General features: G+C 58.2%; 18 protein-coding genes. 2 read left to right on the forward strand and 16 right to left on the reverse strand.

Annotated elements, in window-relative coordinates; all coding sequences use genetic code 11:
- Positions 1-230: 230 nt before the first annotated feature.
- From AC5EFR_RS03660 to AC5EFR_RS03695, 8 genes are all read right to left on the reverse strand, one after another.
- The gene (locus tag AC5EFR_RS03660; RefSeq protein ID WP_299924061.1) at positions 231-491 is read right to left on the reverse strand and encodes a DUF2484 family protein; all 261 of its coding nucleotides are present in this window, start codon (positions 489-491) and stop codon (positions 231-233) included.
- A gap of 64 nt (positions 492-555) precedes the next feature.
- The gene (locus AC5EFR_RS03665; protein ID WP_493574609.1) at positions 556-792 is read right to left on the reverse strand and encodes a hypothetical protein; all 237 of its coding nucleotides are present in this window, start codon (positions 790-792) and stop codon (positions 556-558) included.
- A gap of 11 nt (positions 793-803) precedes the next feature.
- Positions 804-1979, reverse strand: coding sequence for an APC family permease (locus AC5EFR_RS03670; protein WP_493574610.1), 1176 nt, complete (start codon positions 1977-1979; stop codon positions 804-806).
- A gap of 209 nt (positions 1980-2188) precedes the next feature.
- A complete protein-coding gene (murC, locus tag AC5EFR_RS03675) occupies positions 2189-3586 on the reverse strand; it encodes a UDP-N-acetylmuramate--L-alanine ligase (RefSeq protein WP_493574622.1) in 1398 nt (465 codons plus the stop codon).
- 56 nt (positions 3587-3642) lie between these two features.
- Complete coding sequence (locus tag AC5EFR_RS03680; RefSeq protein ID WP_493574611.1) at positions 3643-4767, reverse strand: UDP-N-acetylglucosamine--N-acetylmuramyl-(pentapeptide) pyrophosphoryl-undecaprenol N-acetylglucosamine transferase; 1125 nt, start codon at positions 4765-4767, stop codon at positions 3643-3645.
- A 100-nt stretch (positions 4768-4867) separates the two neighbouring features.
- Positions 4868-6034, reverse strand: coding sequence for a putative lipid II flippase FtsW (ftsW, locus tag AC5EFR_RS03685; protein ID WP_299924073.1), 1167 nt, complete (start codon positions 6032-6034; stop codon positions 4868-4870).
- A 105-nt stretch (positions 6035-6139) separates the two neighbouring features.
- Positions 6140-6436 (reverse strand): AzlD family protein, encoded by a 297-nt coding sequence (locus AC5EFR_RS03690; RefSeq protein ID WP_493574612.1) that lies wholly within the window; start codon positions 6434-6436, stop codon positions 6140-6142.
- On the reverse strand, positions 6433-7155 hold the full coding sequence (locus AC5EFR_RS03695; protein WP_493574613.1) for an AzlC family ABC transporter permease: 723 nt from the start codon (positions 7153-7155) through the stop codon (positions 6433-6435). Before AC5EFR_RS03695 ends, AC5EFR_RS03690 begins: the two co-directional genes overlap by 4 nt.
- Positions 7156-7256: 101 nt before the next feature.
- Between AC5EFR_RS03695 and AC5EFR_RS03700 the strand changes: the two genes are divergently transcribed.
- Entirely contained in the window at positions 7257-7805 is a 549-nt protein-coding gene (locus AC5EFR_RS03700; protein WP_493574614.1) for a helix-turn-helix domain-containing protein, read from the forward strand.
- A gap of 39 nt (positions 7806-7844) precedes the next feature.
- Positions 7845-9029, forward strand: a complete 1185-nt coding sequence (locus tag AC5EFR_RS03705; RefSeq protein WP_493574615.1) for a BaiN/RdsA family NAD(P)/FAD-dependent oxidoreductase — start codon at positions 7845-7847, stop codon at positions 9027-9029.
- A 14-nt stretch (positions 9030-9043) separates the two neighbouring features.
- Here the strand turns inward: AC5EFR_RS03705 and murD are convergent, their stop codons facing one another.
- From murD to mraZ, 8 genes are all read right to left on the reverse strand, one after another.
- Positions 9044-10438, reverse strand: coding sequence for a UDP-N-acetylmuramoyl-L-alanine--D-glutamate ligase (murD, locus tag AC5EFR_RS03710; protein WP_493574616.1), 1395 nt, complete (start codon positions 10436-10438; stop codon positions 9044-9046).
- A 179-nt stretch (positions 10439-10617) separates the two neighbouring features.
- Entirely contained in the window at positions 10618-11700 is a 1083-nt protein-coding gene (mraY, locus tag AC5EFR_RS03715; RefSeq protein ID WP_493574617.1) for a phospho-N-acetylmuramoyl-pentapeptide-transferase, read from the reverse strand.
- An 11-nt stretch (positions 11701-11711) separates the two neighbouring features.
- Positions 11712-13130: a UDP-N-acetylmuramoyl-tripeptide--D-alanyl-D-alanine ligase gene (locus AC5EFR_RS03720; protein WP_493574618.1), complete on the reverse strand. Its 1419-nt coding sequence runs from the start codon at positions 13128-13130 to the stop codon at positions 11712-11714.
- Positions 13127-14617, reverse strand: coding sequence for a UDP-N-acetylmuramoyl-L-alanyl-D-glutamate--2,6-diaminopimelate ligase (locus AC5EFR_RS03725; RefSeq protein WP_493574619.1), 1491 nt, complete (start codon positions 14615-14617; stop codon positions 13127-13129). The genes AC5EFR_RS03720 and AC5EFR_RS03725 overlap by 4 nt, the downstream gene beginning before the upstream one ends.
- Positions 14618-14662: 45 nt before the next feature.
- Complete coding sequence (locus AC5EFR_RS03730) at positions 14663-16453, reverse strand: peptidoglycan D,D-transpeptidase FtsI family protein (protein ID WP_493574620.1); 1791 nt, start codon at positions 16451-16453, stop codon at positions 14663-14665.
- On the reverse strand, positions 16450-16800 hold the full coding sequence (gene ftsL, locus AC5EFR_RS03735) for a cell division protein FtsL (protein ID WP_299934399.1): 351 nt from the start codon (positions 16798-16800) through the stop codon (positions 16450-16452). The genes AC5EFR_RS03730 and ftsL overlap by 4 nt, the downstream gene beginning before the upstream one ends.
- Position 16801: 1 nt before the next feature.
- Positions 16802-17791 carry a 16S rRNA (cytosine(1402)-N(4))-methyltransferase RsmH gene (gene rsmH / locus AC5EFR_RS03740; RefSeq protein ID WP_493574621.1) on the reverse strand — a complete coding sequence of 330 codons (990 nt, stop codon included), beginning with the start codon at positions 17789-17791 and terminating at the stop codon, positions 16802-16804.
- Between the two features lie 4 nt (positions 17792-17795).
- Positions 17796-18314 (reverse strand): division/cell wall cluster transcriptional repressor MraZ, encoded by a 519-nt coding sequence (gene mraZ, locus AC5EFR_RS03745; RefSeq protein WP_299924110.1) that lies wholly within the window; start codon positions 18312-18314, stop codon positions 17796-17798.
- Positions 18315-18650 lie beyond the last annotated feature (336 nt).

Below are 18650 nucleotides of genomic sequence, written 5' to 3' on the forward strand. Positions count from 1 at the left end.
GTCACATCAGACCGGCAGGCGCGCACCGGTGCGTAGCCCAAAATCAGGCCCATTAGAAAAGCGAAAAATGGTATCATCAACAGCATGGCTAATCCCCCGATTGCACCATTTTAAGATGGGTGGGGCTTAGGGGGAAAACCAGTGGGGAATTCCCCACTTTGATGCAGAGACCTTGTGCAAATCTGCATAGGACCCTGTTTTTAAGGGTATTCGGGGCCTCAGGTCGCGGCTTAGTTCGGGTCCGGACGGCTTATCAGACGCTTGATCCACGCAAAAAGGTATCGCACCGGCCAGCGCAGAACGCTCATCCCGGCGGCCAGAAAGATCAACCCGATCCAAGGGCCGTTTTGATAGGTGACATAGCCCAACAACGGAATGCCAACCGCGATCAGCCCATAGGCGCGCGACCACATGTTGTCTTTGGACGGGATCATACCCAACACATTGGCGATGATGAGCCAAAGGAAGGCGAGGATCAAAGAAAGTGACATATCCTACTCCGCTGCCCCCCAAGGCGCTTTGACAATGCCGCAAAAGGCGGCGTCGCGCAAGGGGTTAACGGTTGGCCCGGTCTTTCCATGTGGCCCCAAACATTGTGCCCAAGGTGCCGCCGATCAAGATGGCAACAGCCGCAACAATCGCAATCGGCATGAGGCCGCTAAAGCCAAGAAAAACAATACAAATTGCAGCAAGGATCACCAAAGCCATGCCAAACTTGCCCCCCGCGATACGCGCCACGATTACGCTAACGACAAAGGACAGCACAAGGAGTGTGGCAAGCGTTCCAAACATTTCGGAGCCTTTTAACTAAGGAAATTTCCGACCAATGCGGCCAAAGACAGGATCAAGCCCAGACATGGCACATACATTGGGACGTTGAAAGGCCCATCCACACCCCGTCGTTTCACCGCGATCAGCGCCGCGTTGACCAGTACAAAGACCGCCAGCAACACCGCAGACGTCGTTTCGGCCAAAACCGCCACGGGCAATAAAACGGCACCCAACATGACCGACGCGCCGACAAGAACACTGGCCAATGCGGGTGTGCCAAACCGCGGATGCGCATGGTGGAAGACGGCCAAGGCCGGGGTGCGTTTTCCCAACCCAAAGAGCACACGGCTTGCCATAACGATCTGAGCCAACACGCCGTTTAGCGCCGCAAAGACTGCAATCGCAGCTAGGAAACGCCCGTCACCGCCGGTGGCTGTGGACCAAACCAGTGCCAAGGGTTGTTCAGAACCGGCCAATTGGTCCGGGGCAACCGCCCGCAACGCCGCCCAAACCACCAATGCATACAGGGTTGAGGTGATGATTAGGGATAGCAAGATGGCGCGCGGCATGGTGCGGGTCGGATCGCGGACCTCTTCGGCCATGTTGACGATGTCTTCGAAACCGATAAAGGCGAAAAACGCCAGCATTGCCCCGGCCCCGATCCCGGCCCAAGGCACTGCTCCGCCAATTTGGGCAACCGGTTCGCTTGTTGCTCCGGCCCAGACAACAAGGGCAAGGCCAATGACTTCGATGGCGGTGAATAGCGCGGCGAGGCTTAGGCTTTCCATCACGCCGACAATCGCAACAGCGGTAAGAACAAGGCCCATTGCGATGACGGCCCAGACCAGCGGAATATCGACCAGGCCAAGCAAATACCCCGCCCCGCCGCGCAACACCGCCGCGGCCGAGATCGTGCCGGCAACGACAATGGCCAGACCGACCAAAACCGCCAAGGTGTCTGATCGAAAACCTTCGCCGACATAGGCCGCTTCGCCCGCAGCTTCGGGAATGCGGGTGCTGAATTCGGCATAAGACAGGGCGGTGGGGGCCGCGATTAACCCCGCCAAAAGAAAGGAATACGGGGCCCATTGCCCGGCGACCCCGGCAACTGCGCCGACCAAAACGTAAATTCCGGCTCCGACCATGACACCAACGCCATAGGCGACGAGCAATGGTAATCCGATACGGCGTTTGAGCTGTTCTGACATAATCTACCTCGGTCTTTCGACCCTATTATTCGGTGAAGACCGGGCCGTTCTTTGACACATCACAAATCCCGCATGAAACGTGGCGTCAGAACGTGGTTTGGATGGGGATACAAGTTCGGTTCTGCAGTATTACCCCCACAAAAAGTCAAAACCCGCAGGTCTCGAAAGTCCTGCGGGTCGACATATTTAGCGATGCGGTTCGACGTGAATTAGCCTTTGAGGCGATCCGGCAAGGCATTGGCCCATGCCGAAATGGTCCCGGCCCCAAGGCAGACAACCATGTCACCCGGCTGCGCCTGTTCACGAACCAAGCGTTCGAGATCGTCCTCGCTATGCAAGGCCCGCGCATGGCGGTGGCCGTGACGGACCAAACCGGCGACAAGATCATCGCGGCTTGCGCCTTCGATGGGGTCTTCTCCGGCGGCAAAAACCTCTGCGATGGCAACAACATCAGAGTCATTGAAGCAGCTGCAGAATTCTTCGAAATGGTGATGCAGGCGGGAATAACGGTGCGGTTGGTGCACGGCAATCACCCGGCCTTCGGTGGCCTGACGGGCGGCTTTGAGCACGGCGGCGATTTCAACAGGGTGGTGGCCATAGTCGTCAATCACGGTGACGCCGTTGACTTCGCCAACCTTGGTGAAACGACGGTTGACGCCGCCAAAGGCCGCAAGTGCCTCGCGGATTTCATCACCGGACATACCGAGATGACGGGCCACAGCAATGGCGGACAATGCGTTGGAAACGTTGTGGTCCCCCGGCATCGGCAGGGTACAGCCTTCGATCACCAGATCTTCGGATTGGAACGCCACATCAAAATGCGCCACACCCTTTTTGTAGGTCAGGTTGATGGCGCGCACGTCGGCCTGGGCGTTGAACCCATAGGTCACAACCCGGCGGTCAGACACGCGCCCGACCAGCGCCTGCACTTCGGGGTGATCAATGCAGCACACCGCCAGCCCATAGAACGGAATGTTCGACACAAACTGATAAAACCCATCGCGCAGGTTTTCGATGCTGCCCCAATGCTCCATATGCTCGGGGTCGATATTGGTGACGATGGCGACCGTGGCGGGCAAACGGTTAAAGGTGCCGTCGCTCTCATCGGCTTCGACGACCATCCACTCGCCCTCGCCCATCCGGGCGTTGGAGCCATAGGCGTGAATGATGCCACCGTTCACAACCGTCGGGTCAAAGTTCCCCGCATCCAATAGCGTGGCAACCATGGTGGTGGTGGTGGTTTTTCCATGGGTTCCGGCGACCGCGATGTTGGATTTCAGGCGCATCAGCTCGGCCAGCATTTCGGCGCGGCGCACAACCGGCAAACCACGGCGGCGGGCTTCGTCCAGTTCTGGGTTGCCCGGTTTGATTGCCGAAGAGATCACAACAACTTCGGCCGCGTCTAGGTTTTCGGCCTTTTGACCGACAAAGATATGTGCGCCCAGCTCGGCCAGACGGTTGGTGATCTTGCTCTCTTTCAGGTCAGAGCCCTGAACAACATAGCCGTGGTTCAACAGCACTTCGGCAATGCCCGACATGCCAATGCCACCAATGCCAACAAAATGGATCGGCCCGACGTCGCCGGGAAGTTTGGTTGCCCCTGTCATCGCAGTGCTCCGTTCAAAATCCAGATCTTTCATGTGCTGCCCCGCCTGTTTTCTCGTTATTCTTGGTTTTCGTTATCAACTTGGTCTGTATATCCGGCCAATTGTTCGACCAAAGCGGCCAGTTCTTCGGTGGCCTCGGGTTTGCCAACGCTTAGGGCCGCATTTGCCATTTGGATCGCGCCCTTTTCATTGGTCAGAATCTGCAAAATCGCGTCGCTCAGGCTTTCGATGGTGAGCTTGCTTTCGGGCATGCGGATCGCCGCCCCGGCATCAACCAAGCCTTGGGCATTGGCGTTTTGGTGATCGCCAGTCGCGTGTTTGTAGGGGATCAAAATAGAGGGCCGCCCAATCACGCTAATATCGGCAACGCTCGACGCGCCTGCGCGCGACACAACCAATTGTGCCTCGCTCATGCGGGCGGGAACATCGTGGAAGAACGGCTGGACATCGGCGTCCACCCCGTTTTCCGCGTAATAGGTGCTTACGCGTTCGCCGTCTTCGTCGCGGGCCTGATGGCTCACCCGGAGGTTCCCGAGCACATCCAGCGGCAGGGCGGCAATCGCCGGGGGCACCATATCCGACAAGATACGCGCGCCTTGTGATCCGCCGATCACCAGCATCGACATCGGGTAAGGCCCCGGCGCGATATAGCCGGCACCCGCCCGTTCCATCACCGCGCCGCGGACCGGATTGCCAACATGGACGCCGTCGACACCTTCGGGCAAGGCCGTCGGCCATGTGCCACAGGCAATCACATCAACCTTGGGGGCAAAGATTTCATTCACCCGCCCCAAGACACCATTTTGTTCGTGAATCATCCGGGGCAATTTCATCAACCACGCCGCACCAAGCGCCGGGATCGACGGGTAGCCGCCAAAGCCGATCACCACATCCGGGCGATCCTTGCGAAATTTGAAAAAGGTCGACACAACGCCGCCAAGGATTTTGAACGGCACAATCGCCTTGGCCGCGATGCCGCCGCGCGCAAAGGTGGCGCTGGAAACCTCTTCGATTTCAACGGTGTGGGGAAAGCCACCGGTGTAACGCGCCCCGCGCGCATCGGTCGAAAGCTTGACCCGCCAGCCACGGCGCAGCATCAGTTCAGCCAGCGCCTGAGCAGGGAACATATGTCCGCCTGTTCCACCTGCCGCCATCACCAACAAGGGCTTGCGCTCTGCCATTTTACCTACTCCACACCCAGTTTCGGGGTCAGATACCTTATAGGCGCGATTTGGGCAATCATGACGCTACACGCTGCGCCAAACCCTGCCCATCTGTGTCTTAGCGCCCGCGTGATCGGAGCATGTCACCGATTTCGCCCTGAGGCCGCGTGCGGGTAAAGGCCAGTAACATGCCCACCGCAATGCCACCGGCAATGAGGGACGAGCCGCCATAGCTTACAAACGGCAGGGTCATGCCCTTGGCCGGAAGCAACCGCACGGCAACGCCCATGTTGATCATCGCCTGAACACCAAACATCGCCGCCAGACCGGTCCCCGCAAAGCGGATAAACGGATCACGTTCGCGCATCAGGCGCACAAGGCTGCGCACCACAATTGTGGCGTAAAGCGCGATGATGGCCAAAACCATGACAAGCCCGTATTCCTCGGCCGCAACGGCGATGATAAAATCGGTATGCGCATCGGGAAGCGACCATTTCACCGTGCCCTCGCCCACACCAACACCAAAGAAACCACCTTCGCGGATGGCATTGGTGGCATAGCCAAGCTGGGTTGTTGGATCGACATCGGGGTTGAGAAAGCCATCAATGCGGCGGGCAAAGTGTTCGGACGCGCCATAGGCAAACATGCCGCCCAGCACCACCAGACCGGCCAGCCCGATCAACAAGATCATCGGCGCACCGCCAACAAACCACATGACACCCCAGCCAAACAGCACCAGCGACGCTTGACCAAAGTCGGGCTGCATTGCCAGCATCAGTACAATCGTCACCACAAGGATAAAGCTATAGGTCCGACCGGGAGGCCCCCCAAGCTCAAGCCCGGCGGCCATAAGCCACGCCGCCATGATCACAAAGGTCGGCTTCAGGAATTCAGAGGGTTGGATCGAGGCAAAGCCAAGCGAGTACCAGCGCACCGCGCCTTTGCCAAAGTCCGTTCCAAGAAAAGGGAGCAAAGCCAAGGCGATAAAGGCCGCGATAAAGCCAAGGACCGCCAAACGACGCACCAAAAGTGGGCTCATCATCGAGGTGAGGAACATCACCATCATGGCCAAGCCGCCAAAGAAGGCCTGACGTTGGACATAGTGAAACGGGGTCAAACCGTTGCGTTCCGCCAAAGGCGGCGAGGCCGCCAGCCCTAGCAAAATCCCCATGCCAAACAGCATGAGAATACAGCTCAGAGTCCATTTATCGACCGTGCGCCACCATTTGGGCAACACAGGTTCAACATCACGCACGGGAACCGTGCCGTACACCATCTCTGTCATGAGATCACCGCTTTTACTGCCTCATCGCCCCGTTTTCGGGGTCGCTTTGGGGTAGAGTAGCCAAAAACATATCTTTTGGCCAGAATTTTAACGTTAACAGCTGGCTCAAAGCCCGGCGGCGCGCAAACCAAGCAAGACTGCCACACCCAAGCCCACCGAAATCACCAGCGACACGCGCATGGCCGAGAGCGCCGTGACCCCAAGGGCCAAGACCCCCGGCACGCCCCCGGCCATCAAGGACGGCGCGACCAAGGCCGAGAGGATGGCAACCGGTACGGCGGCCAAGGCGGCCTCGACCCGGTGATGGACCTGACCAAAGCGCACCATGATGAGATGCCCGCCAATCCGGGTTAGATAGGTCGCCGCCGCACAAAGCAAGATGATCAAAATGGTATCACTCATGCCGCCGCCTCCTCTTCTTTGGGCTTGCTAAGGGCCGCTGCGACCACAAGCCCGACGCCACCGCCCAAGGTGATGTGCCACGGGCTCCCCAATGTTTGATGGACAATGATCGAGGCAACTGCGCTGGTGCTTAGGATCACCCAGAAATGCCCCCGGCCATGAAAGCCCATGATCAACCCCATGAAATACAGCGGCAAAAGGAAATCCATGCCCCAGGCCGCGGGATCGTCGATCAGCGCGCCAAAGAGAATGCCCAAAAGGTTGGCCGCCAACCACACCGAATAAATCGCCGTGGCATAGGAGAAATAGTAGGTCGGGCGCAGCCGGGTTTTCAGCGCGCGCATTTCCGAGGCGGCAAATTGCGGGTCAACCAACAGATGAAAGGCCAATGCCTTTTGCCAAAACCCAAACGCGCCCATGTGGCGCCCGAGCGAGGCGGAATATAAAACATGGCGAAAGTTCAGGGCAAAAACAGCGAGAACGATCGACCAGATCGGCACGTCCTGCCCCATCAAATCAACCATCACAAACTGCGACGCCCCGGCGTAGATGGATGCCGAGGCCAGCATGATATCCGCCATGCTCATACCGGCTTCGGCGGCCACCGCCCCAAACACAGCGGCAAAGGGCACCACAGCGCCCAAAACCGGGGCGACATCGCGCAACCCGTCGCGCATATCGCTTTGCCAGCGGCTTTCGATCACTGTTGCCTCGGTCATATCACCCTCATATCGAACGTCGTCCGTTTTGATGAACCCCCCAGAAACGTTTGTCAAGATGAACAGCGGTCATTATACCGAACGAAACCTGCGGAGACGTCATGACCCCGATCACCCTTATAGCGCGCGCCTTAAAACGAGAACGGGCCAAAGCCGGGCTAAGCCTATCGGCATTGGCGGAACAGGCCGGTTTGGCAAAATCAACACTGTCGCAACTTGAAGCCGGTCAGGGCAACCCAAGCATCGAAACGCTCTGGGCGATCGCCACCGCTTTGGACGTGCCGTTTGGGTTCTTGTTCGACACCGCACCGCCGGACATGACCTTGGTTCGCGCCGGAGAAGGAACGCCGATCAATTCCGAAGGCACGGATCTTCGGGCCGTTTTATTGTCAAATGGCCCTCCGGGCAGCCGTCGCGATCTTTATCGCTTTGATTTGGTTGCCGGGGCGGCGCGCGATGCGGTGGCGCATCCGCAAGGCACCATCGAACATGTCATTGTCTCATCCGGGCGCGCCCGCGTTGGCCCCAAAGACGCCCCAGAAGAGCTTGGCCCCGGTGATTATTTCCGCTTTCCCGGCGATGTCGCCCATATCTATGAGGCCGTTTCAGAGCAGGCCACCTTGTTTCTAGCGATGGAATTTCCGCGCTGAACCCTTGCGCTTTGGCGCAATCTTGGGCACGGCCACAGTATGAAAGTCAAAACCCTCATTCTTGGGGCCGGTGCCGCCGGTCTGATGGCCGCCGCCCATGCCGGGCCCGATACGCTTTTGGTAGATCACGCCAAATCGCCCGGCGAAAAGATCCGCATTTCCGGCGGCGGGCGCTGCAACTTTACCAATATGTATTGCGGGTTCGAAAACTACCTTGGCGGCAACCCGCATTTCCACAAATCGGCGCTGACCCGTTATACGCAATGGGATTTTGTCGAACTGGTCGGCAAGCACGGCATTGAGTGGCACGAAAAAACGCTGGGTCAGCTATTTTGCGATGGCAAGGCGACGCAAATCGTAGCGATGCTGGTGGCCGAGCTTGAGGCCGCCGGAGCGCAGATGTGGTTGAAGACCTCAATCAAAGAGGTTCGCCATGACGGCAAGCGTTTTCAGGTAACCTTGGAACGCGACGGCAAGGACATCTCTGTCACTTGCACCAATCTCATTGTGGCGACGGGTGGCAAGTCCATCCCAAAAATGGGGGCAACCGGGTTGGCCTATGACATCGCCCGCCAGTTCGGCCATGCCGTGACCGACACCCGCCCTGCCCTTGTTCCGTTTACCTTTGACAAAGGCCGCTTTGCCGAAATTTCCGGGGTCTCTGCGCCGGTTCGGTTGACCTGCCATGACACCACGTTTGACGAGGCGATGTTGTTCACGCATCGCGGATTGTCCGGCCCGGCAGTTCTACAAATTTCGAGCTATTGGCGCGATGGGGATGCGATTTCCGTCAACCTCCTGCCTGAGCTGGATTTGAGTGCCGTTCTAAAAGACAAACGCAAAAGCGAGGGGCGCAAGGCGTTGAAAACTGAACTGGCCCGGCATTTGCCCGCGCGTTTGATCGACCACCTATCGGAAACCGTGACCTTTACCGGCAACCTTGGTGATCTCTCTGATACCCGCATTGCCGAACTGGTGCAGACTTTGGAAAACTGGGTGCTCAAACCCACCGGCACCGAAGGCTATCGCACCGCCGAGGTGACCCTAGGCGGGGTGGATACGGACGGGTTGAACTCCAAAACCATGATGTCAAAAACGGTCCCCGGCCTTTATTTCATTGGCGAAGCCGTTGACGTGACCGGGTGGTTGGGCGGCTTCAATTTCCAATGGGCGTGGTCGTCTGCGGTGGCCGCAGGGCAAGCGGCCAAGTCGGAACCGGTTTAGAAACAAAGGGCGTTTTATTGCCCAAGCGCCCTGTTAACCTGATCCACAAAATCATCGCCGCGCTTTTCGAAATTGTCGTATTGATCAAAGCTGGCTGCGGCTGGTGCAAGCAAGACAACCTCGCCCTCTTGGGCCTCTGCTGCGGCGCGCGCCACGGCGGCCTCCATTGTCGTGCACACCTCTGTGTCAGCTTGGGGGATTTGCAGGGCAAAGGCCTCGGCCTCGCGTCCGATCACATAGGCTTTGACGACGTTTTTCAAACCCGGATAAAGCGCCTCTAGGCCACCTTCTTTCATCAACCCACCACAAACCCAGCGAATTCGTGGAAAGGCCTCAAGCGCCTTGAGCGCCGCGTCGACATTGGTGGCCTTGGAATCGTTTACAAAGCGCACGCCGCCGCGTTCGCCTACGATTTGGCTGCGATGGGGGAGGCCTGCGAAACTGTGCAAACCGTCCTCGATCATGCGGGGCGCAAGGCCAACGGCGCGACAGGCAGCATAGGCGGCACAAGCGTTTTGATGGTTATGGGCACCGGGCAACCCGGCAACATTGCGCAGATCAATCGACGCGATCTGACGCCCCTTGCGGTATTCCGACAAGAACCCTTTGCGCGCAAACACCTGCCATCCCGGGCCGGTCAGCTTCGTGCCCGATGACACGCGGATCACCCGATCATCCCCCGGCCCTTCGGACAGTTGATTGGCCAGAAATTGGCCCTCTGCCTCATCCACGCCTACAACGGCACGATCCGGGCCGCCTTCGGCAAACAGGCGGCGTTTGGCGGCGAAATATCCGCCGTGCCCCGCATGGCGATCAAGGTGGTCGGGTGATAGGTTGGTGAACACCGCAACATCGGGCGTCAGGCTGCGCGCCAGGTCGGTTTGATAGCTCGACAGTTCCAAAACAACGACACTGCCATCGCCAAGCGGATCTATGTCCAAGACACCCCGGCCGATGTTTCCGGCCAATTGGCTATCGCGGCCCGCATTTTCCAGAATGTGATGGATAAGGGCGGATGTGGTGGATTTGCCGTTTGAGCCGGTGATCGCAATCACCTTTGGCACGGTGTCGAACATGTCCCATCCGCGCCCTAAAGATTGAAAGAATAGCCCAATGTCATTGTCGACCGGCACACCGGCCTGCAAGGCCGCCGCGATCACCGGATTGGGTGTCGGGTAAAGATGCGGGATACCGGGCGAGACAACCAAGCGGGTGAGCTCATCCATGGCGCGGCGCAGATCGCGGGCGTCAAAGCCTTCGGCCTCGGCGCGTTCGCGGGCCTTGGCGTTGTCATCCCAAACAATCGGGATCGCGCCACCATCGCGCAAGGCACGCGCCGCCGACAGACCAGAACGGCCCAAACCAAGTACACCGACCTTGGCATTTTCCAATCCATGTACCGGAATCATAACGCGCCCTCATCTTTCATGTCCGGGCGACTTGCTTGGTCTGACCGTGGTTGACCCGCCCCCGTTTGGGTCTGTTTGTCTCAGAAACCGCCCCAATGGCAAGAGGAAGCTCACCGAGATAGAAAAAGCCCCCGGAACCAAAGGAACCGGGGGCTGGAGAATTCAATCGAAAAGACAGGTTAGCGCACCTTGAGCGTGGCCAGCCCGATGATCGCGAGGATCAAGGAGATGATCCAAAAGCGGATCACAATCTGCGGTTCGGCCCAGCCCTTTTTCTCATAGTGGTGATGGATCGGAGCCATAAGGAAGACCCGTTTGCCGGTGCGCTTGAAATAGAGCACCTGAATGATAACGCTCAAGGCTTCGACGACAAACAAACCGCCAACAATGGCTAGCACCAGTTCGTGTTTGGTGGCCACCGCAATGGCCCCAAGCGCCCCGCCTAAAGCCAAGGACCCGGTGTCACCCATAAAGACCGCCGCCGGGGGCGCGTTGTACCAAAGAAAGCCCAAACCACCGCCAACAACACCGGCCGCAAAGACCAGAATTTCGCCGGTTCCGGGCACATAATGCACGTCAAGATATTCAGTGAAATCAACCCGGCCCACCGCATAGGCGATGATGCCAAGGGTCGAGGTGGCGATCATCACCGGCATAATCGCCAGCCCGTCCAAGCCATCGGTCAGGTTCACAGCATTGGCCGCGCCAACGATAACGATGATTGAAAACGGGATGAACAGGTAGCCAAGGTTGATCAAAGTGTCCTTGAAGATCGGCAAGGCCAGCTTGTTGGCCAAAGCTTCGGGGTGGTATTGCGCCGCCCAATAGGCCGCGATCCCGGCAATGACAAAGCCCAAGACAAGCCGAATTTTGCCCGAGACACCATCGGTGCTTTGCTTGGACACCTTGGCATAATCATCGGCAAAGCCAATCGCCGCATAAGCGATTGTGACAAAAAGAACCATCCAGACAAAGGGGTTATCAAGACGCGCCCAAAGCAGGGTTGATGTCACCAAAGCGCCGATAATCAACAGCCCGCCCATGGTTGGGGTGCCGGCCTTGACGAAATGCCCTTCGGGGCCATCATCGCGGATCGGCTGTCCCTTGCCCTGCTTTTTGCGCAAAACATTGATCAGCGGGCGACCAAAGAGAAAGCCAAAGATCAAAGCGGTCAGAAACGCGCCACCCGCGCGGAAGGTGATATAGCGAAACAGGTTGAAAAGGTCCCCGCCGTCGCTCAGTTCCGTCAGCCAATACAGCATGCTTTACCCCTTTACCCGTCCAGTTTCGCGCGGGATTGGCCCATTTTTCGGATCGCGTCAACCACGCGGGCCATCTTCATTGATAGCGACCCCTTGACCAAGACCACATCAGCGGCCCCCATATCTTGTGCCACAGTGGCGGCCATCTCGTCGCTTGTTGCGCAATGACGCCCCTGTTTGTCGGCGGGCAAGGCCTGCCATAGGGATGTCATCAATGGCCCCACACAATGCACAAGGTCGATGTTTTCCATCGCGTCCAACTCTGCGATCTTTTGGTGCAGAGCGATTTCGGTATCCCCCAGCTCGGCCATGTCCCCAAGGTAAGCCACACGTCGACCGGCCCCTTTGGGCGTCGCGGCGGCGAGAACTTCGAGGGAGGCCGACAAAGACGCCGGATTGGAATTGTAAGCGTCGTCAATCAGTTCGACCGATAGGTTTTGGTCAACGGCGTCCAGATGGATGATCTCACGCGCGCCGCGCCCGGCCCCAGCGGACCATTGCCCAAGGGCGGTGATCGCCATGGCCAGATCGAGATCAAGCGCCGTGACAACGCCCAAAACCCCCATGGCATTGGTGGCAAAATGGCGTCCGGGGGCCATCACTTTGAACAAAACCGGCTCTTCGCCGGCGACGCCCTGGGCCACGGTACAGGTATCGCGGATCGAAACCGAGCTAAGCCGATGATCATTGATGTCGGCTTCGCCAAAGCGGATCACGGTGTTGGCGCGTTCGGTCGCAGTGGCGTCAAGAAGTGGCGATACATCCAGATCGCCGTTGATCACCGCGGACCCGCCCGGCTCCAACCCGTCAAAAATCGCTGCCTTTTCGCGGGCTATCCCCTCGATGCCATCAAAAGCCGCGAGATGCGCCGGGGCAACGATGGTGATCATCGCCACATCCGGCCGCGCCATTTGCGCCAAAGGAGAGATTTCACCGGGATGATTCATGCCAATCTCAATAACCGCAAAATCGACATCCCGTGGCATGCGCGCCAAGGTCAATGGCACGCCCCAATGGTTGTTATAGCTTTTCTCGGCGGCGTGAACCTTGCCCTGCGCGCCCAAAACCGTGCGCAGCATTTCCTTGGTCGAGGTTTTGCCAACCGACCCGGTCACGGCAACCACCTTGGCCTTGGTCCGTGCCCGCGCCGCGCGACCAAGCGCTTCTAATCCGGTCAAAACATCGTCGACCAACAAGAGTGGTGCCGTGTCCGGCACACCATCGGGAATGCGGCTAACCAAAGCGGCCCCTGCCCCGCTTGCAAGCGCTTGAGCGACAAAGTCATGGCCATCGCGCGCCGCTTTGAGCGCCACAAACAAATCGCCCGGTTCTATGGTACGGGTGTCAATCGACACTCCATTGACCGTCCAATCGCCAATCGCACGGCCACCGGTGGCCTGTTCCGCTTCGCGTGCTGTCCAGAGCATCACAACCCTTTCCCATCTAGCGCCGCAACGGCAACGCTGGCTTGTTCCACATCATCAAAGGGATAGATCGTGTCGCCGACGGTTTGCCCGGTTTCATGGCCTTTGCCACAGATCAACAGGGCGTCCCCCGGCCCCAAGGCATCAACGCCGCGCAAGATCGCTTCGGCGCGGTCACCCACTTCGATGGCCTCCGGTGCACCCGCCATAACGGCGGCGCGGATGGTGGCCGGGTCTTCGGAACGGGGATTATCATCGCTGACAATGACCAAATCGGCGTTCTCTGCCGCCGCTTGCCCCATCAATGGGCGTTTGCCAGCATCGCGATCACCGCCTGCGCCGACAATCGCAACCAGACGGCCCATCACATGGGGGCGCAAGGCCTTGATCGCGGTCGACACCGCGTCCGGCGTATGGGCGTAATCAACAAAAACCGCCGCGCCATTGTCTCGTGTCGCCGCCAATTCCATGCGCCCGCGCACGGTGCCCATCATCGGAAGAACGTCAAAGACCTCTCCGGCTGGGGCCCCACAAGCGATGGCAAGACCGGCAGCCAAAAGGATGTTTTCGGCCTGAAACCCACCGATCAGCCCAAGGCGCGCCTGATACACGGCCCCACCCCAGCTTAGGCGGATTTCCTGACCCGTCGCATCAAAGCGTTGTCCCTCAAGGCAAAGATCAGCGGCGTGGCGGCCAACGGTGATCACCTCTTGGCCACGAGCGCGGGCGATGGCCAGCATGTCAACGCCACGCGGATCATCAATGTTGATCACAGCGGTGCCATCCTCAGGAAGAACACGGGCAAACAACCCGGCCTTGGCGGCGAAATAATCCTCAAAACTCTCGTGATAATCGAGATGGTCCTGAGTGAAGTTGGTGAAACCTGCGGCGGTCAGCTGCACACCATCCAAACGCCGCTGAGCCAAGCCGTGGCTTGAGGCCTCCATCGCGGCATGTGTCACATCCTCACGCGCGGCGGCAGCCAGCATTTTGTGCAGCGTGATGGGTTCCGGCGTTGTGTGGCTAAGCGGCGCAGTCCAATCCCCCTCAACCCCGGTGGTCCCAAGGTTGACGGCGCGTTTGCCCAAGGCCTGCCAAAGTTGACGCGCAAAGGTCGCGACGCTGGTTTTGCCGTTGGTGCCGGTGATGGCAATCACGCAGTCGGGCTGCGCACCGGACCAAAGCGCCGCCGTATAGGCCAGCGCCTGGCGTGGGTCTTCGGCGATCACGAGCGCCGCATCTGATGCTGCCAATTCATCGGCGGCAATCCCTGCGCCTTGGGCATCGGTAAGGATCGCTCCGGCCCCCATGCGCAATGCATATTGGATGAACTCACCGCCATGCACCCGTGTTCCGGGCAAAGCCGCAAATAGGTAGCCATCTTTGACGTCGCGGCTATCCACCGCCATGCCTGTTACCTGCGCCTCGCGCCCTGCACGCGCGGTAAGGCCCAGCTCTGCTAGGCTTTTTGTGTGCCCGCTGGTCATACTCATGAACGCCCCCCAGCCTTCTTGTTTGGTGTGGTCTTGTGCCCCGCGCTATTGGGAGATGCGCACGACGCCTTCCAATTGCCCTGTATTGAACTCTGGACGCAAGCCCAGAAGCGGCGCAACCCGGCCAATCATTTCGGCGGCAACCGGCACAGCGGTCCAACCGGCGGTTCGACGCGGTTTCTTGCCCGAGGTTTCGACCGGTTCATCAAGAGTCACAACCAGCACATATTTGGGATCATGGGCCGGAAACATCGACGCAAAGGTCGCGATGACCTTGTCTTTGTAATAGCCGCCGCCGCGTTCCTTGGGCTTGTCCGCCGTACCGGTTTTACCGCCGACATGATAGCCCGCGACCTCACCAAAGCTGGCGGTGCCTTCGGTGACAACCTTGCGCAACATGGTGCGTGACGCGGCGGCCACGGCTTCGGACATGACGCGGTTGCCATCCTGGGGGCCGGATTGTTTGAGCAAGGTCGGTTTCACTGCAATGCCGCCATTGGCAATCGCCGCATAGCCCGCCGCCAAATGCAGCGGCGTCGTCGAAATCCCGTGTCCATATGAAATCGTCACGGCGCTTAGGTCTGTCCAACGTTTGGGCAAAAGCGGCTGACCACCTTGGGCCTCAACAATCTCGGCCGGGGTTGGTTCAAACATGCCCAGCTTGCCCAAGAATTCTTGTTGGCGTTTCTTGCCAATCGCGAGGGCCATTTTTCCGGTGCCACGGTTGGAGGATTTGATGATGATCTCGGAAACGCTGATCTGGCCATAGTTGTGGTTGTCAAACTCGCCAATCTTGTGACCACCCACCTTAAACGGTGGACGTGTGTCGATGATTGTGTTCGGATTAACCAAACCCAATTCCATCGCTTGGGCCGCGGCAAAAATCTTGTAGGTAGACCCAAGCTCATAAACGCCTTGCACGGCACGGTTGAACAGTGGGCTATCCGAGGCATTGCCTTCGGTTAGGGGATTGGGGCGATCATTGGGGTCAAAATCCGGCAGCGAGACAATAGAAATCACCTCACCGGTTTGCACATCCATAAGAACGGACGCCGCGCCCTTGGCATTCAAAAGCTTCATGCCCGCATAGAGCACTTCTTCGGACGCGGCCTGGACCGTTAGATCAATGGCAAGCTCTAACGGCGCGCCTTCACGGGCCGGATTGCGCAATTCGTCGTCATAGAATTTCTCGATCCCGGCGGTGCCAATCACTTCGGCGGAATGCACACCTTCACGACCAAAACCCGCACCACCCAAGACGTGAGAGGCAATCGCACCATTCGGATAAAGACGCATTTCGCGGGGGCCAAACAACAAGCCGGGTTCACCGATATCATGAACAGCCTGCATTTGCTCTGGCGACAACTTCTTGCGCACCCACATGAATTTCTTCTTGGGGTCGTTGAAACGACGGGTCATAGCCTCAACATCAAAATCGTCAAAAATCTTGCCAAGTTCTTTGGCGGCGCGCTCTGGCTCAATCATCTGTTGAGGGTGGGCGTAGAGGCTATGGGTATCCATGTTTGTGGCCAAAACCCGGCCATGACGATCAACAATATCGGCGCGGCTGGCGACAATTGAAGCCCCGGTCAACGTGGCTCGCGGCTCAGCGGCCTCGGTCGCGGCGATGGTGCCCATACGGGCCCCGATCACGCCAAAGGCGCAAAAGAACATAACCCCCAAAACCAAAAGCCGCCCTTCAGATTGCAGGCGGGTTTTGTCGCGCATTTGCTCATGACGCAGACGGCGGTTTTCCTTTTCAATCGCATCCGGATTTTCGCCTTTTTGGCGAGCATCCAAAATACGCGCCAAAGGTCGCAGAGGTGTACGCATCATGGTTGCTGCGCCCCCGCGCTTGTCACGTCAATTGGTTCCGTGACCTCTAGCTTGGTGTCCGGAATTGGAAAAATCACATCGCGAACACCACCAAACTGATCCGGGCGCAGGGGCATCAAACCAAGGCGGGTAAAGTTCAAATCCGCCAGATCACGCAACCTATCCGGGCGATTTAGATACGCCCATTCCGCCCGCAAAATCGCCAAGCGTTCCCGTGCTTCACCAATATCGCGACGCAGGGCATCCACGCGATCAAGCTCATCTTGAGTGCGATAGTTTTCGTGATAGGCCCAATAGCCGGTGCCAATCACGGCCAAGGCGCTGAGAAGAAAAAGCAAACTACGCATCTCAGTGTCTCCTGTTCTGCTCGGGCCCCTCAACCAGGGGCATGGCGATCTCGCCGGGTTCGATCCCGCGCGGCTCAATTGTTGTTCGACGGGCCACACGCAATTTCGCCGACCGCGAACGCGGGTTTTCCGTCAGTTCTTGTTTGTCCGGCCCGACGGCCTTGCGTGTCAGGATTTCAAAAGGTTGCGTCATCACCGGGGCCTCTTTGGCATACCGGTTCACCTTGACCTTCTTCTCGCCGTGTTCTTGGAAGAAGCGTTTGACCATGCGGTCTTCGATGGAATGAAAGGTCACCACAGCCAGCAAACCACCGGGTTTCAACACCCGCTCTGCCGCCATCAACCCATTCCACAACGCGCCATATTCATCATTCACCGCAATGCGCAGCGCCTGAAAACTTCGGGTAGCAGCATGGGCCTGCCCCGGTTTGGTGCGCCCAATGCAGCGCTCAATCAAACCCGCCAGCTGGAGAGTTGTTTCAAAGGGCTGTTCGACCCGATCAGCCACGATCGCACGCGCAATCCGGCGCGATTGCCGTTCTTCACCATATATATAGAGAATATCAGCCAGCGTTTCTTCGGTCGCCGAGTTCACCAAATCAGCCGCACTCTGCCCGGTCTGCGCCATGCGCATATCGAGAGGACCGTCCTTCATGAAACTAAATCCGCGCTCAGCCTTGTCGAGCTGCATGGACGACACTCCAAGGTCTAGCACAACGCCATCCGCCGTCTCAACCACCTGATCCAGATCGGCAAAATTGCCTTCGACCAAATCAAGACGACCCGCATAGTCCCCGATCCAATCCATCGCCATGTCATGAGCAAGCGGATCGCGATCTATCCCAATCACACGTTCGGCCCCGGCATCCACCAAGGCCCGGCTATAACCGCCCGCACCAAAGGTCCCGTCGATCCAGACTCCGGACACAGGTGACACCGCCTCGATCAAGGGGCGCAATAAAACCGGGATATGTGGCGCGCCCTTGGACATGCGCTTATAGGTCCTCGTCTTCTTCGTCGTCGTCATCCAGCAACATCAGAGGATCGAAATCATCGTCCTGCTCGTCTAGGAATTCTTCGGTGGCGGCCATTTCCGCCTCGTATGTGCCCGGTTCCCAAATCTGGAAAGTATCCGCAGCACCGGCGAATTGCGCCTCTTTGCTCAGGCCAATCTTTTCACGCAATTTCGCCGGCAGCACGATGCGGCCGGTTTCATCAACGGACGTTGTTGTGGACTGACTTAGGAACAGACGTTCCAGAATGCGGCGTTTTTTGGTGCCGCGCTTCATGCCGGAAATGCGGTCTTCGACCTCTTCCATTTCCTGCACGGTATAGCATTCAAGGTATTTGCGGCGGCTGTCGCCATAGACAATAACGAAGTTGGGATTCAACCCTTCGGCCCAATCGGGGTCACCTGCCTGAAGAACACGGCGAAAGGAGGCCGGAATGGATACCCGCCCCTTTGTATCGACCTTATGTCGACTTTCACCTCTGAACCTCAGCCTACGGCCCACTGTCCTGGCCCTCGCTATCCACCCCTTTGAAACTAAAAACGGCGGGTTGATCTGCTGCCACTGATCAACCCACCGCTGACCCGCTGAGCGGGTATCTCCGACTGCGCGCGCCACCTGGGGGGATGTCTGCTCGCCCGCGCGCCGGATCCTTTGTTACGATGAGAGCGAACGCCTGTATGAACCTGCTCTTATTTTTATTTTTGAAGTCGGTGTGGGGATCGTTGTCGCCCCGTTGTCCGTCTCTCATCGTGTGAGTTATGGATGCCATGGGAAATCATGGGACGCAACTGTTTTTTGTGGGAAATTTTGGTGCCTGATCGAAAGAATCTCATTACC

This window comes from Pelagimonas sp., from assembly GCF_058892305.1.

Coding starts and splice junctions, on each gene's coding strand:
- AC5EFR_RS03665 (WP_493574609.1), bottom strand. CDS start 792: ATGTTTGGAACGCTTGCCACACTCCTTGTGCTGTCCTTTGTCGTTAGC.
- AC5EFR_RS03660 (WP_299924061.1), bottom strand. CDS start 491: ATGTCACTTTCTTTGATCCTCGCCTTCCTTTGGCTCATCATCGCCAAT.
- AC5EFR_RS03705 (WP_493574615.1), top strand. CDS start 7,845: ATGAAAGTCAAAACCCTCATTCTTGGGGCCGGTGCCGCCGGTCTGATG.
- AC5EFR_RS03690 (WP_493574612.1), bottom strand. CDS start 6,436: ATGAGTGATACCATTTTGATCATCTTGCTTTGTGCGGCGGCGACCTAT.
- AC5EFR_RS03700 (WP_493574614.1), top strand. CDS start 7,257: ATGACCCCGATCACCCTTATAGCGCGCGCCTTAAAACGAGAACGGGCC.
- mraY (WP_493574617.1), bottom strand. CDS start 11,700: ATGCTGTATTGGCTGACGGAACTGAGCGACGGCGGGGACCTTTTCAAC.
- AC5EFR_RS03680 (WP_493574611.1), bottom strand. CDS start 4,767: ATGGCAGAGCGCAAGCCCTTGTTGGTGATGGCGGCAGGTGGAACAGGC.
- murD (WP_493574616.1), bottom strand. CDS start 10,438: ATGATTCCGGTACATGGATTGGAAAATGCCAAGGTCGGTGTACTTGGT.
- ftsW (WP_299924073.1), bottom strand. CDS start 6,034: ATGACAGAGATGGTGTACGGCACGGTTCCCGTGCGTGATGTTGAACCT.
- AC5EFR_RS03725 (WP_493574619.1), bottom strand. CDS start 14,617: ATGAGTATGACCAGCGGGCACACAAAAAGCCTAGCAGAGCTGGGCCTT.
- murC (WP_493574622.1), bottom strand. CDS start 3,586: ATGACAGGGGCAACCAAACTTCCCGGCGACGTCGGGCCGATCCATTTT.
- ftsL (WP_299934399.1), bottom strand. CDS start 16,800: ATGCGTAGTTTGCTTTTTCTTCTCAGCGCCTTGGCCGTGATTGGCACC.
- AC5EFR_RS03695 (WP_493574613.1), bottom strand. CDS start 7,155: ATGACCGAGGCAACAGTGATCGAAAGCCGCTGGCAAAGCGATATGCGC.
- AC5EFR_RS03670 (WP_493574610.1), bottom strand. CDS start 1,979: ATGTCAGAACAGCTCAAACGCCGTATCGGATTACCATTGCTCGTCGCC.
- rsmH (WP_493574621.1), bottom strand. CDS start 17,791: ATGTCCAAGGGCGCGCCACATATCCCGGTTTTATTGCGCCCCTTGATC.
- AC5EFR_RS03730 (WP_493574620.1), bottom strand. CDS start 16,453: ATGATGCGTACACCTCTGCGACCTTTGGCGCGTATTTTGGATGCTCGC.